This is a genomic window from Nonomuraea sp. NPDC050536, assembly GCF_044457685.1.
GTDB lineage: Bacteria > Actinomycetota > Actinomycetes > Streptosporangiales > Streptosporangiaceae > Nonomuraea.
In genome coordinates, this window is the sequence record NZ_JBITHD010000017.1 from 63,234 (window position 1) to 77,361 (window position 14,128).

The following is a 14,128-nucleotide window of genomic DNA, read 5'->3' on the forward strand; positions in this document are numbered from 1 at the left end:
GGCGGTCAGCCGGCGGGCCGAGGCTGGCCCGCATGACGAGAAAATGGGCCTGCCTGGCCATCGCGTGCCTGGCCACGCTGCTGCTGTCACTGGACATGACCGTGCTGCACCTGGCGCTGCCCCGGCTGGTCGGCGACCTGGGCGCGACCTCCACGCAGCTGCTGTGGATCGGCGACGTCTACGGGTTCGCGCTGGCCGGGCTGCTGGTGACGATGGGCAACCTGAGCGACAGGATCGGGCGCAAGCGGCTGCTGCTGATGGGTGCCGCGGCGTTCGGCGCCGCCTCCGCCGTGACCGCCTACGCGCCCAGCCCCGAGCTCCTGATCGCGGCGCGGGCGCTGCTCGGCGTGGCGGCGGCCACGATCATGCCGTCCACGCTGTCGATCATCAGGAACGTCTTCACCGATCCCGCCGAGCGGACCGCGGCGATCGGCGTGTGGAGCGGGATGAGCGCCGCCGGGTTCGCTATCGGGCCGGTGATCGGCGGGCTGCTGCTCGACCACTTCTGGTGGGGTTCGGTGTTCCTGATCAACCTGCCGGTCATGGCGGTCGTGCTGGTCGGCGGCCAGCTCGTGCTGCCGGAATCACGCGACCCCGCCCCCGGACGCATCGACCTGCCCAGCGTGGCGCTGTCGTTCGCGGGCGTGGTGGCGGTCATCTACGCGATCAAGGAGGCCGCCCACGACGGCCTCGCCCGGTTCGACGTGCTGGTGCCGGGGGCGCTCGGGGTGGCCGCGCTGGTGGTCTTCTGCGTACGGCAGGCCAGGCTGCCCGAGCCGCTGATCGACGTGCGGCTGTTCCGCCGCAGGGCGTTCACCGCCTCGATCACGACGAACCTGCTGGCGATCTTCGCGATGACCGCGATGTCGCTGTTCTTCGCCTGGTACTTCCAGCTCGTGCTGGGCTGGTCGCCGCTGCAGGCCGGACTGGCCGGGCTGCCGGGCGGGCTGAGCGGTGCCGCGGGCGGGATCCTGGCCGGCCGGCTGATCCGGGTGCTCGGCAGGAACGGGGTGGTGGCGCTCGGGCTCACCATGACCGCGGGCTCGTTCTTCTTCTACGGCACGCTCGGCCAGCAGCTGAGCTACCCGGCGCTGCTGGTGGCGATGGTGGTGGGCGGCATGGGCATCGGCCTCACCTTCACCGTCAACAACGACAACGTGCTGGCCACCGCTCCGCGCGACCGAGCGGGCGCGGCGGCGGCGATCTCGGAGACCGCCTTCGAGCTGGGCGGCGCGCTGGGCATCGCGATCCTCGGCACGGTGCTGACCACCACCTACCGCGACAACCTCGTGCTGCCGCCGGGGGTGCCGGGGGACGCCGCCCGCGAGTCGATCGCCGGGGCGCTCACCACGGCCGCTCGGCTGCCCGCCGGGCAGGGCGCCCAGCTGGTCGATGCCGCGCGCACCGCGTTCGTGCAGGGCGTGCACGTCACCGGGTTCACCACCGGCACGGTGCTGCTTGTCGTGGCGGTGCTGGCGCTGGCCGGGCTGCGCGGGGTGCCGAAGGTCATCCAGGAAGAGGTCCTGACCCACTGAGGGCGCTCTCGCTGGTGATCACGGTGGGCTCGTCGGGCAGGGGGCGCAGGCTCCTGATGCGGGTGAGCACCAGCAGCGCGGCCAGGCCGGTCGTGATGGGCGGCACGACGAAGGCCAGCGACGGGCCTGCGTGGTCGACGAGCTGCCCGGCCAGCGACGCGCCGGCGGCGATGCCGAGCCCGATCGCGCCGTTGAGCCAGGTGAACGACTCGGTCCTGACGTCGGCGGGGACCAGCCGGTCGATGATGGTGTACCCGGTGATCACCACGGGGGCGATCACCAGGCCCGCCAGGGCGGCCGTGCCGTACAGGACGGGGATCGAGCCCGCGAGGGTGAGCGCGCTGGTCGCGACGGCCAGCAGCGCCAGCCCGGCCACCAGCCGCGACCGGGCCGCCACCCGCCAGCGGACGGCGCCGTAGAGCAGCCCGCCCAGCACGCTGGCCGCCGAGAACGTGCCGTAGATCGGACCCGCGGAGGCGGGCGTGCCCAGCGCCGTGGTCAGCGAGGTGATCCCGACCTGCAGGCTGCCGAACACCGAGCCCATCGCCAGGAACGCTCCCGCCAGCACCGCCACGCCGCGCACCCGCAGTACTCCGCCGGCCGAGCGCATCCTGACCGGCATCGGCTCGGGCATCGCGGTCCGTACCGTGGCGAACAGCACGGTACCCACGACGATCAGAGTGAGCGCGGCCAGCAGCGCCACCACAGGAGAGAACCCGGTCGACAGCGCCACCAGCAGCACGGGCGCCAGCGTGAACGTCAGCTCGTCGGTGATCGACTCGACCGCGAAGGCGGTGTTCAGCCTGCCCGTGCCGCCCAGCCGGTGCGCCCAGCGAGCCCTGACCATCGCGCCCACCTGCGGCACCGACGCCCCGGCCAGCGCGGCGGTGATCGCCAGCCACGGCACGGGGGCGTGGGCGGCGGCCAGCGCGAGCAGCGTGCCGAGCGCGAGCCCGTGCAGCGCCACCTGGGGCAGCAGCACTCTCGCCTGCCCGTAGCGGTCGGCCAGCCGCCCGGTCTGCGGGCCGACCAGCGCCTGCGACACGGCGGCCGCCGCGGCGGCCATCCCGGCCGCGCCGTACGAGCCGGTAGACCACTGGACGAGCAGGAGCACGCCCAGCTGCATCATCGCGTACGGCAGGCGAGCCACCAGGGCGGGCACGAGGAAACGCCAGGCGCCGGGGGTGGCGAGCACGTCGAGGTAGGACTTCATGGTCTCCGTCCAGGTCAGGACGGAGCCCTCCCGGAGGAGCACACCGTCGTGGTGGGCTTCGACCGGGGTGATACCGACAGGGGATGAGGTCGGCCGCCGAGCGGTCAATCAATTAGGACAAACACGATCATACGGCTGGAAATTCCAACAACTACGCGTTCAGGGCTCAGTGAATTCATCGCATGTTGACTTCAACGCTGTTGAGATTTACCGTGAGGTTCAGGAGGCGGTCATGGATGTGATCCTGAAATTCGCGGACATCGATGGTTCGATGCTCGATCGTGTTGGCGGCAAGGCGGCCAACCTCGGCGTTCTCACCCGGGCCGGGCTGCCGGTGCCCGACGGCTTCTGCGTGGCGACCGACGCCTACCGCATGGTCGCCCACGGCATCGACGTGACGGACGCGGCGACCGCCCGCAAGCAGATCCTCGAGACGGAGATCCCCGAGGCGCTGAAGACGGCGATCACCGCCGAGCTCGACGGCGCACCCGTCGCGGTGCGGTCGTCGGCGACGGCCGAGGACCTGCCCGACGCCAGCTTCGCCGGACAGCAGGACACCTACCTGAACGTGATCGGCCCCGCCGAGGTACTCGACGCGGTCCGCAGGTGCTGGGCCTCGCTCTGGACCGACCGCGCCTACGCCTACCGGGCGTCCAACGGCATCGACCACCGCACCGTGAGCCTGGCCGTGGTCGTGCAGCGGATGGTCCAGTCGGAGACCGCGGGCGTGATGTTCACCGCGAACCCGGTCACCGGCACCCGCCGTCGTGCCGTCATCGACGCCGCCCCTGGGCTGGGCGAGGCGGTCGTGTCGGGCGCGGTCAACCCCGATCACTTCGAGGTGGACCTCGACTCAGGCAGGATCCTGGCGCGCCACCTGGGTGACAAGCGGCTGGCCGTACGTTCGCTGCCCGGCGGCGGTGTCGAGCACGTCAACGGCGACGAGATCCTCGTCTGCCCGTCGACGGATCCCGGCTGGACGCCTCTGTTCCTCACGGCGGGCGGCCTGGTGATGGAGATGGGCGGCGCCAACTCGCACGGGGCGGTGGTGGCGCGCGAGTACGGCATCCCCGCCGTCGTGGGCGTGCCACGGGCCACCGACTCCATCGCCTCCGGCCAGACCATCACGGTCGACGGGACCTCGGGCACGGTCATCCAGTGAGCTCGTGATCCCCCGGGTAGGCACCTGGATCGTCCGGGAGTTGTCGGCCGTGGCGCCCCGAGGGGGTCTGCATCGGGGCGCCACGCCACTCTTACGGCGTTCCATCCCCGTTCCACTGCCTCCAGGCGTTCTCCGCCGGTGGGCTGCTGGTGGAGCGGGTTGCCGTCATAGGCCGGATCAGGCGTAGGGAGTGCCGGCGCAGGGGCGGCCCTTGGACTGGCGGAGGGTCGACAGGCGGTAGCCGATGAGTTTGGCGAGACCTTCGATGGCCTGGATGCCCGTGACCTCGCCCGGTTGGAGATCCGTCTGGATCGACAGGAGGAGGTCCCTGCCGGGGCCCGTGATGCGGCCGTAGCTGGTGAGTGCCCAGGTGTTGTGCTCGAAGGGGCGCGGCGTCCAGCCGTTCTTGAGCGCGATGCGGTCACCGGGACGGGCGGCGGCGCTGATGCCCCAGACCTGGTCCGGCTGGACGCGGCCCATCAGGCCGAGCACCATGTCCCGGTCGGCGCGCCTCAGGCCGTGGCCGCCCTTGACCAGCAGGCGCAGCAGCCGTACGCGGTCGGCGGGGCTGGTGTTCGTGCCGCCCCAGTAGCGGCTCGGCCCCGGCTCGGTCTGGCGCAGGCCCACCTGGCGGTAGAACCGGCTCATGCCGTACGCGGCGCCGACCCGGCTCCAGAGCGCGTCGGCGGCCGAGTTGTCGCTGTCCCTGATCATGCGAGTGGCCAGGTCGTGCTCGTCGGCGCCGAGCTTGCCCCGCCGCAGCAGCAGCGCGGTCAGGATGTCGACCTTGGCGCCGCTGGCGGTGATCATGCGGCCTTCGTGCTCGCGGTATCCCAGCGTGATCCCGGTGACCAGGTCGTGCGCGCTGTAGGCGATGCGCCCTGGCTGGCCTGCCAGGTAGCGGTCGATCTCGCGTATCAGGCGGGTGCGGGCCAGCGCCTCGCCGGCGCGATCCCGATATTTCAGTACACAGTCCGGGACCTTGGGCTCCTGCACGGCCGACGGGATGTCGAGCACCCGCTCGGTCCCGCATCCGGACACCACGACCAGGGTCGCCGCCCCCGCCCACCACCTCGCGCGCACCGCGCCACCCCCGCGATCTTCACCGGGGGGTTCGGATGATCTCCTGCCCAGAAGATCCCCACATCACACACCAAGATTCCCCGAGGCGTACCCGAGAAGATCACACGCCAAGACTTCCCCAGGTACGGCGGGCGTACCGAGAAGATCACACGCCGAGATCTCCCCAGGCGTACCCGAGGAGATCAGGGAACCAGGACGAGTTTGCCGACGGTGCGGCGGGAGGCGAGGTCGGTCAGGGCCTTGGCGGCCTGGGAGAGCGGGTACTCGCCGCCGACGAGCGGGCGGAGACGGCCGGAGGCCGTGAGCGACAGCAGTTCCTGCATGGGCGGCCCGTCGACCCCGCCCTCGGCGAGCAGCGGCCGGAGCCAGAAGCCGGCCACGCCGATGTTGAGCGCCGTGAGCCGGCCGGGCTCGACGGGCTGGGCGGCCTGCCCGGACGACGATCCGTAGCTGATGAGGCGGCCGAAGGTGGTGAGCGCGCCGAGCGCCGCGTCGAAGACGAGCCCGCCGACGGCGTCCAGGATGATGTCCGCCGCCCGGCCGTCGTTGGCCTCGATGATGCGTTCGGCGTACCCGTCGACCCTGCCGTCCACCGCGACGTCGGCCCCCAGCGAGGTGACGAGCGCCTGCTTGTCCTCGGTCGAGGCGGTGCCGATGACGCGCCCGGCGCCGAACTCCTTGGCCAACTGGATCGCCAGGCTGCCCACGCCGCCGGCGGCCGAGTTGACCACGACAGTCTCCCCCTCGCGCAGCCGGGCCGAGGAGCGCAGCAGGTGCCAGGCGGTCAGCCCCTGCACGAGCAGCGCGAGCGCGGCCCCGCCGCCCAGCGTCTCGGGCAGCCAGACGGTGTCACGCTCGGACAGCACGGCCCTGGAGGCGTACCCGTTGGCGGTGAACCCCATCACCCGCCGCCCGTCATGGGTCCGCCCGACCACCTCCGAGCCGGGGATGTACGGCAGGTCCTTGGGCGGCGAGTACAGCCCCGCGATCTGCCGGACGTCGGCGAAGTTGATGCCCGCCGCCTCGACGTCGACGAGCAGCTGGCCGGGCCCCACCACCGGGTCGGGCAGCTCGACCTCCTCGAGCACTTCCGGGTCGCCGAAACGAGCAAACTGGACAGCACGCATGATTCCCCCTAGGAGGGATTACCCAGGTTCTCCCTCATGAAGTCGGCGGTCGCCTCGACCGCCTGAGTGACGTACGGCTCGCGGTCGTAGAGGTCGACGTGTTGCTTGGCGTCCAGCCAGAGGAGCCGTTTGGGCTGGTCGAGGCGGCGGTAGGCCTCCTCCGCGCCTTCCGGCGAGCAGTAGGCGTCGACCACCCCGTGCACGACCAGGGCGGGCTTGGGCGACAGGAAGTCGGCGCCCATCATGTTGTCGACCGTGACGAGCTCGCGAATGCTGCCCCTGGTCACCTCGTTGCGCCAGGTGGCGGTGGCCCCGCGCGCGGTGCCGTAGTAGGCGTACGGCTCCTCGCCCGGCATCGCGGCCTCGCCCGAGCCCGGGGCGGCGACGGCGGGCAGGTACTCCACCGGCCCGCCCAGATCCTGGTCCTCCAGGATCCTGGCGAAGTCACCGAGCACGGCCTGGTAGTCCATGCCCGATCGCATCGTGTAGGGGTTGTTGTACGCGCCGGCGATGCCGGCGAACGCCCGCACCCGTGGGTCGAAAGCTGCAAATTTCAGGGCGTATCCAGCGCCGAGGCAGATGCCCACCGCGCCAATACGATCCCGGTCCACCTCCGGCCTGGAGCGCAGGAACGATACGGCCTGCCGCAGGTCGCGCAGCTTGCCCTGGGGATCCTCATGACAGCGCGGCTCCCCCGCCGACTCGCCCCAGTTGCGATGGTCGAAGGCCAGCGTGGCGAACCCGTGCCCGGCAAGCCGCTCCGCGTACAGCCCTGTGACCTGCTGCCGCACGCCCGTGAACGGCCCGGTGAACACCAGCCCGGCAGAGGCGCCGTCACCTTCCGGCACCCGCAGCTCACCCACGAGCCCGTCGCCGAACTCCACTCTCATGTGACCATTCTCCCAACGCCGGAGTGATCACCAGAGCAAGCGCGAAACCGCCGACGCCTATTCCCACCGTGATGCGGGTGGGCGGATCCCACGGGACCCGCCCACCAGGCGGATCGTCAGGAGTCGAACCCGAGACCCATCCGGTCGAGCGTGCGCAGCCAGAGGTTGCGCCGCCCCTCGTGCTGGTCGGCCTGGGCGATCGACCAGCGGGTGAACTGGATCACCCCCGACCGCAGCGGCTCGGGCGGGAACGGGACGGGCTTCTCCCGGACCATCCGCAGCTGCGTGCGCGCCGTGGACTCACCGGACAGCAGGTCGAGCATGACGTTGGCGCCGAACCTGGTCGCCCCGACGCCCATGCCCGTGTAGCCGACCGCGTAGGCCAGCCGCCCACCGTGCGCCTGACCGAAGAAGGCGCTGAAGCGGCTGCAGGTGTCGATGACGCCGCCCCACCGGTGCGTGAAGCGGACCTCCGACAGCTGCGGGAAGGTGTCGTAGAAGTGCCCGGCCAGCTTGACGAAGGTGGCGTCGCGCTGGTCGTACTCCGGCTTGATGAAGCCGCCGTTGTAGTACACGGCGTCGTAGCCGCCCCACAGGATCCGGTTGTCGTCGGTCAGCCGGTAGTAGTGGAACTGGTTGGCCGCGTCGCCGATCCCCTGCCGGTTGCGCCACCCGATGGCCTCCATCTGGGCAGGCGCCAGCGGCTCGGTCATCAGCGCGTAGTCGTAGACGGGCACCACGAAGTGCTTGAGCCTGCGCAGCAGCGGCGGGAACACCCCGGTGGCCAGCGCCACCCGGGCCCCCGTGGCTGACCCGTGCGGGGTCTGCAGCGTCAGCGAGGTGCCGTCGTCATGCATGGAACGCACCGGGCTGCGCTCGTGGATGCGCACGCCGAGCGACAGGCACGCCTCCCGCAACCCCCAGGCCAGCCGTGCCGGGTCGACCATGGCGCCGCCGGCCCTGTCCCACAGCCCGCCCAGGTAGGTGGGCGAGTCGACCTGCGCACGCACCTGGTCCCTGTCGAGGAACTCGTAGTCGAGCCCGTGTTCCTCGATCACGTCCTGGAACTCGGTGAGCCCGTCGAGCTGCCACTGCTCGGTGGCGACGCTGAGCTCGCCGGTGCGCTCGAAGGAGCAGTCGATGCCGTAACGCCGCACGGTCCGCTCGATCTCGTCGAGGTTCTCCACGCCCATGCGCTCGAGCGTGTCGATCTCCTCCGGCCAGCGCTCCAGGCCGTTGGGCAGCCCGTGGGTGAGCGTCGCCATGCAGAACCCGCCGTTGCGGCCGCTCGCGGCCCAGCCGATCCTGCGCCCTTCCAGCAGCACCACGTCCAGCGACGGGTCGCGTTCCTTGGCCATCAGGGCCGTCCACAGGCCCGAGAATCCGCCGCCGACGACGACCAGGTCGGCGGTGGTGTGTCCAATGAGCCGCGGCTGCGGCTCGGGTCTGGCCAGACTGTCCAGCCAGTACGGCTTGCGCTCCGCATCAGCAAGAGCCTTCAGCGGATCCACAAATCCCACTTCCCTACGAAATATCCAGTTATAAAACGAATTGCGGGATCGTTATTGGGTGATCGCGCACGGGTTCCCCCCGCCGAAATCCGATCTCGCCTCCCTGTTCTTGGTAAAAGAAGGCCGAACCCCCCGCGGCACGCGGGGGGTTCGGCGGAACGCCTCAGGAGCGGCGCCGCGCCATCACCGCGTTGGCGACGGCGATCAGCACCCCCACTCCGAAGATAATCGTCCCCATCACGTTGACCTGCGGCGGGATGCCGGTCTTCACCGAGCCCACGATCCACAGCGGGAACGTCATGGTGGAACCGTTGACGAAGCTGGTCACCACGTAGTCGTCGATCGACAGCGCGAACGACAGCATCGCGCCCGCCGCCACGCCGGGCATGATCGACGGCAGCGTCACCTGACGGAACGTGCCCCAGGCGCTGGCCCCGAGGTCCTTGGCGGCCTCCTCGAGCGCCGGGTCGAGCGTGATCACCCGGGCCCGCACGGTCACGACCACGAACGACAGCGAGAACAGCACGTGCGCGATGATGATCGTGCTGGAGTCGCGCGGCACGTTGCCCGAGACGAACATCGACAGCAACGAGGCGCCCATGACCAGCTCGGGCGTGGAGATGGCGGCGAACACCAGGAAGTTGGTGGTCCCGTGCCCCCTGAAGCGGTACCGGCCGACGGCCAGCCCCAGCATCGTCCCGATCACGACCGTGATGATGGTGGCGACCACCGCGATCACCAGCGAGTTGCGCAGCGCCGTGGTGAGCCCGTCGATCTCGAAGAGCTGCTGGTACCACTTGAGCGTGAAGCCCTGCCAGCTGGTGTTCGACTTCGACTTCTTGTCGTTGAAGCCGAACAGGATCATCACGGCGATCGGCGACGACAGCCAGATGATGACCAGCCAGGTGTAGATGTGCAGCAGCTTGCCGCGCAGGGCCCCCCTCATCGCGCTACCGCCTCGAGGACGTTCTCGGTGCCGAGCGCCCTGGCGTACAGGAAGATACCCAGCAGCAGCACGGCCATCAGCGTGAACGACAGCGCCGCAGCGGTCGGGTAGTTCAGGTTCGTCAGGTACTCGGTCTGGATGATGTTGCCGATCATCGTGTTGGAGGTGCCGCCCAGGATCTGGGCGTTGACCGGGTCGGCCGTGGCCGGCACGAACGTCATCAGCACCCCGGCGAACACCCCGGGCAGCGACAGCGGCAGCACGACCCGCCGGAAGGCGGCGAAGCGGGTGCAGTACAGGTCCTGGGCGGCCTCGACCACCCGCGGGTCGACCCGCTCCAGCGCCACGTAGATCGGCAGGATCATGAACGGCAGGAAGTTGTAGGTCAGCCCGCCCACCACGGCCACCGTGGTGGCCAGCACGTGGAACTCCGACGGCAGCAGCCCCCAGCTCTTCAGCGGCCCCAGCAGGATGCCGTCGTCGGCGAGCATGAACCCCCAGGAGATGGTCCGCAGCACGAACGACACGAAGAAGGGCAGGAGCAGCAGGAACAGGTACATCGACTTGCGTGCCCCGCCCTTGAACGCGATCCAGTACGCCACCGGGTACCCGATCAGGAGCATGGCCACGGTGGCCAGCCCGCCGTACACGAAGGAACGCACAAACTGGGTGCTGAACTGGCTGATGGCGTGGGAGTAGTTGCTCACGCTGAAGGTCATGGCGTAGCCGTCGATGGCGTTGCCTGTCTGCAGCGACACCGAGAGCATCGCCACCATCGGCACCACCAGGAATATCGCCAGCCACATCCAGCTCGGTAGCGCGAGCAGGTAGGGGGTGAGACGTTTCATCACTATGCCTGGGTCACTGACTGGAAGATCGGATTGAACACCTGCTCCTGTGCCGTGGTCAGCCGGGTGTAGCCGTGCAGCTTGGCGAAGTCGGCCTCGGACGGGAACATCAGCGGACTGTTCACCATCTCCTCCAGCGCCTTCTTGTCGGCGGGCTTGGTGGTGGCGGCCGCCTGCTGCTTCAGCACGTCCTGGACGCCCGGCACGGGCGAGACGTACTGGATGAACGAGGCCAGCTCGGCGGCGGGCCCGGGCTGGTAGAAGTAGTCCATCAGCGTGATCGCGTCGAGCGGGTTGGCCGCGCCCTTCGGGATGAGCATGTTGTCGGTCCAGATCGTGCCGCCCTCCTGGGGCACCACGAACTTGACCGGCTCGCCCGCGACCTGGCGCTGGAAGACGTCGCCCGACCAGGCCATGCTCAGCCAGATGTCGCCCTTGGAGACCGCGTCGATGTAGTTCTGCTGGTAGTACTTGCGGACCATGCCGGCGTCGCGCTGCTCCTTGAGCTTGGCGCCTGCCTTCTTCCAGTCCTCCTCGGTCGACCTCTCCGGGTCGATGCCCAGGGCGTACATGCCGAAGTTGGCGATCTCCTGGGGATCGTCCATCATCCCGACCCGGCCCTTGTACTTGGGGTCCCAGAGCGAGTGGATGCTGGTGATGTCTTCCGTGACGTACTTGGTGTTCCACGCGATGCCCGTGACGCCGGAGGCGTAGGGCATGGTGTATTTGTTACCCGGGTCGTAGATGCGCTTCTTGAACTTCTCTCCGGCGTTGGCGAAGAAGTTCGGCATCTTCGACGGGTCGAGCGGGACGACGTAGCCCAGGTCCAGCATGTGCTGGAGCTGAACACCGTTGGTCATGACGACGATGTCGTAGCCGAGCGACTGGCCCGCGCGCAGCACCGGGTCGGACTTGCCGAAGAACTCGGCGTTGTCCTGGATGACCTCCTTGTACTCCACGGCGATGCCGGTGTTCTTGGTGAACTCCTTCAGCGGAGCCTGGTCCTGGGGCATGTACTCCGGCCAGTTGGCGAAGACCAGGTGCCCATGCTTCGTCTGCTTGGCCCAATAGTCCTTGACCGCGTCGGCCTTGGGCGGGGCCGCCTTCTGCCCCTGGACTCCGCAGGCGGCCAGGGCGAGCCCGGCGGCCGAGAAGCCGGCGACCTTGAAGAAGTCGCGGCGAGTCCGGGGTTGCGTCATTCCCCGCAGAAAGGCGGGGTCATTCCTGAAGTCCATGAGCGACTGTCAACTTCCAATCACGTATGAATGCTGCGCCTGCCACGAAAGCCAGACGGAGTCGCCCCGCTCCGCGGTGATCGTGGAGTCGTGCGCATTCTGCTGGAACACCGTGATCTCGGCCCCGTCGGTCAGAGCAACGGTGTAACTGTTATATGTCCCCAGGTAGACCAGCTCGGAAACGATGCCGGGCACCGCACTCAACTCTCCGTCGGGTTCGTCCGCGGAGACGGTGATCTTCTCTGGCCGTACGGTGACCGTCACGTCACCGTCACGGCCGGGGACCAGAACGCGGCCGCCGCCGATCTTCAGCACGCCGGACGTGGCCGTGCCGGCGAGAAGGTTGGAGGTGCCGATGAAGCCGGCCACGAACGCCGTGGAGGGCTTCTCGTAGATCTCTCGCGGGTTGGCGAGTTGTTCGACCAGGCCGTCGTTCATGACGGCGATCCGGTCGCTCATGGTCAGGGCCTCGCCCTGGTCGTGCGTGACATACACGAACGTGATGCCGACCTCGCGCTGAATGCGCTTGAGCTCGATCTGCATGGCCTGGCGCAGTTTCAGGTCCAGGGCGCCGAGCGGCTCGTCGAGCAGCAGCGCCCTGGGCTTGTTCACCAGGGCCCTGGCCAGCGCGACGCGTTGCTGCTGGCCGCCGGACATCTCGCGCGGCATGCGCCGCTCGCGCCCGGTCAGGGCCACGATCTCCAGCATCTCGGAGACCCGCCGCTGGATCTCGGCGGAGTCGACCTTGCGCTGCTTGAGTCCGAACGCCACGTTGTCCCACACGTTCATGTGCGGGAACAGCGCGTAGGACTGGAAGACCATGTTCACGTCCCGCTTGTTCGGCGGGACGTTGGTGACGTCCTTCCCGTGCAGCTTGACCAGGCCACGCGAGGGGTCCTCGAACCCGGCGATCATCCGCATGGTCGTGGTCTTGCCGCAGCCGGAGGGGCCGAGGAGGGAGAAGAACTCCCCCTCGGCTATGTCGAGCGTGACGCCCTTGACAGCCTGGACGACCTCGCCGTGGGAGGTGAACTCCTTGACGACGTCCTCTAGTTCAATAGCAGACAGATCGGTCATATCCAGGCTTATCCCAACTTATCTTTGCTACTCGCCGATGAAGTGCATAATGTGCTTGACCCTGGTGTAGTCGTGAAGACCGAACACCGAGAGGTCCTTTCCGTATCCCGAGTGCTTGAAGCCACCGTGCGGCATCTCGCTGACGAACGGGATGTGCGTGTTCACCCAGACCACGCCGAAGTCGAGCTTGTTCGACATCCGCATGGCCCGGCCGTGGTCGGACGTCCAGACCGAACTGCTCAGCCCGTACTGCACGTCGTTGGCCTTGGCCAGGGCGTCGGCCTCGTCGCTGAACGTCTGGACGGTGATGACGGGCCCGAAGACCTCGTGCTGCACCATCTCGTCGTCCTGCTTGAGACCGTCGATGATGGTCGGGGCGAAGAAGTAGCCTTTGTCCCCGACCTGGTGGCCGCCGGTGAGAACCTTGGCGTGTGCCGGGGTCCTCTCGACGAAGCCCTGGACGCGGGCGAGCTGGTTGGCGTTGTTGAGCGGGCCGTACAGCGCGTCCTCGTCGGACAGGTCGCCGGTCACCGTACCCGCGGCGGCCTCGGTGAGCGCGGCCACGAACTCGTCGTGCACGCTCTCCTGGACCAGCACGCGGCAGGCGGCGGTGCAGTCCTGCCCGGCGTTGTAGAGCCCCGCGGTGGCGATGTCGCCGGCGGCCTTCTTCAGGTCCTTGACGTCCTCGAAGACCACGACGGGCGCCTTGCCGCCGAGCTCGAGGTGCACCCGCTTGAGGTCCTCGGCCGCGGTCTTGGCCACCGCCATGCCCGCGCCGACGGAGCCGGTGATGGCCACCATCGAGGCGGTCGGGTGGCCGACGACCAGGGCGCCGGTCTCCCTGTCGCCCGTGACGACGTTGAAGACGCCGGGCGGGAGCACGCTGCCGACGATCTCGGCGAGCTTGACCGTGGAAGCCGGCGTGGTGTCCGACGGCTTGAGCACGATCGTGTTACCCGCGGCGAGCGCCGGAGCGATCTTCCAGACCGCCATCATCAGCGGGTAGTTCCAGGGCGTGACCTGGCCGATGACACCGACCGGCTCGTGCCGGATGACGCTGGTGTGCTCGGCGAGGAACTCGCCTGACGTGGGCCCTTCGAGCGTGCGGGCCGCGCCGGCGAAGAAGCGGAAGTGGTCGGCCGCGAGCGGCGTCTCGTCCTCGGCCATCCTGGCCCGCGGCTTGCCGGTGTTCCTGCACTCCGCCTCGTTGATCTCGTCGGCTCGCGCGTCGATGGCGTCGGCGACCTTGAGGAGCAGGTTGGCCCGCTCGCCCGGCGTGGTCTGGCCCCACGACCCGAACGCGGCTGCCGCGGCGGCGTAGGCGGCGTCCACGTCCTCCGCACCGGAGATCGGGGCCTGAAGGTAGGCCTCGCCCGTGCAGGGGTCGATGACGTCGGAGTAACGCCCGCTCTTGGCGTCCACGAACTCACCGTTAATGAAGTTCTGCAGACGGGTGGTCACGCGCCCTCCTTCGTCGGCTCCATGGCCAAGGTCACATATT

Annotated in this window: 12 protein-coding genes; 2 read left to right on the forward strand and 10 right to left on the reverse strand. The window is 69.1% G+C overall.

Features of this window, described 5'->3' with window-relative positions:
* The first annotated feature begins 32 nt into the window (after window positions 1-32).
* The gene (locus tag ACIBHX_RS37435) at window positions 33-1,535 is read left to right on the forward strand and encodes an MFS transporter (RefSeq protein WP_397072177.1); all 1,503 of its coding nucleotides are present in this window, start codon (window positions 33-35) and stop codon (window positions 1,533-1,535) included.
* Here the strand turns inward: ACIBHX_RS37435 and ACIBHX_RS37440 are convergent.
* On the reverse strand, window positions 1,507-2,790 hold the full coding sequence (locus ACIBHX_RS37440) for an MFS transporter (RefSeq protein WP_397072178.1): 1,284 nt from the start codon (window positions 2,788-2,790) through the stop codon (window positions 1,507-1,509). The genes ACIBHX_RS37435 and ACIBHX_RS37440 overlap by 29 nt on opposite strands.
* 190 nt (window positions 2,791-2,980) lie before the next feature.
* On the opposite strand from ACIBHX_RS37440, the gene ACIBHX_RS37445 reads away from it, so the two are divergent.
* Window positions 2,981-3,910: a PEP/pyruvate-binding domain-containing protein gene (locus tag ACIBHX_RS37445; protein WP_397072179.1), complete on the forward strand. Its 930-nt coding sequence runs from the start codon at window positions 2,981-2,983 to the stop codon at window positions 3,908-3,910.
* Window positions 3,911-4,087: 177 nt separating this feature from the next.
* Here the strand turns inward: ACIBHX_RS37445 and ACIBHX_RS37450 are convergent, their stop codons facing one another.
* The 9 genes from ACIBHX_RS37450 to ACIBHX_RS37490 form a co-directional block, all read right to left on the reverse strand.
* Window positions 4,088-4,993, reverse strand: coding sequence for a serine hydrolase (locus tag ACIBHX_RS37450; RefSeq protein ID WP_397072180.1), 906 nt, complete (start codon window positions 4,991-4,993; stop codon window positions 4,088-4,090).
* A gap of 182 nt (window positions 4,994-5,175) precedes the next feature.
* Window positions 5,176-6,120 carry a zinc-binding alcohol dehydrogenase family protein gene (locus tag ACIBHX_RS37455; RefSeq protein ID WP_397072181.1) on the reverse strand — a complete coding sequence of 315 codons (945 nt, stop codon included), beginning with the start codon at window positions 6,118-6,120 and terminating at the stop codon, window positions 5,176-5,178.
* Between the two features lie 8 nt (window positions 6,121-6,128).
* The gene (locus ACIBHX_RS37460; protein ID WP_397072182.1) at window positions 6,129-7,010 is read right to left on the reverse strand and encodes an alpha/beta hydrolase; all 882 of its coding nucleotides are present in this window, start codon (window positions 7,008-7,010) and stop codon (window positions 6,129-6,131) included.
* A gap of 116 nt (window positions 7,011-7,126) precedes the next feature.
* Window positions 7,127-8,521, reverse strand: a complete 1,395-nt coding sequence (locus ACIBHX_RS37465; RefSeq protein WP_397072337.1) for an NAD(P)/FAD-dependent oxidoreductase — start codon at window positions 8,519-8,521, stop codon at window positions 7,127-7,129.
* 163 nt (window positions 8,522-8,684) lie between these two features.
* The gene (locus ACIBHX_RS37470) at window positions 8,685-9,467 is read right to left on the reverse strand and encodes an ABC transporter permease (RefSeq protein ID WP_397072183.1); all 783 of its coding nucleotides are present in this window, start codon (window positions 9,465-9,467) and stop codon (window positions 8,685-8,687) included.
* The gene (locus ACIBHX_RS37475; protein ID WP_397072184.1) at window positions 9,464-10,315 is read right to left on the reverse strand and encodes an ABC transporter permease; all 852 of its coding nucleotides are present in this window, start codon (window positions 10,313-10,315) and stop codon (window positions 9,464-9,466) included. The genes ACIBHX_RS37470 and ACIBHX_RS37475 overlap by 4 nt, the downstream gene beginning before the upstream one ends.
* Window positions 10,316-10,317: 2 nt before the next feature.
* Entirely contained in the window at window positions 10,318-11,514 is a 1,197-nt protein-coding gene (locus ACIBHX_RS37480) for a spermidine/putrescine ABC transporter substrate-binding protein (RefSeq protein WP_397072185.1), read from the reverse strand.
* 45 nt (window positions 11,515-11,559) lie between these two features.
* Window positions 11,560-12,627: an ABC transporter ATP-binding protein gene (locus ACIBHX_RS37485; protein WP_397072186.1), complete on the reverse strand. Its 1,068-nt coding sequence runs from the start codon at window positions 12,625-12,627 to the stop codon at window positions 11,560-11,562.
* A gap of 27 nt (window positions 12,628-12,654) precedes the next feature.
* Window positions 12,655-14,088 (reverse strand): gamma-aminobutyraldehyde dehydrogenase, encoded by a 1,434-nt coding sequence (locus ACIBHX_RS37490; protein WP_397072187.1) that lies wholly within the window; start codon window positions 14,086-14,088, stop codon window positions 12,655-12,657.
* Between the last annotated feature and the right edge of the window lie 40 nt (window positions 14,089-14,128).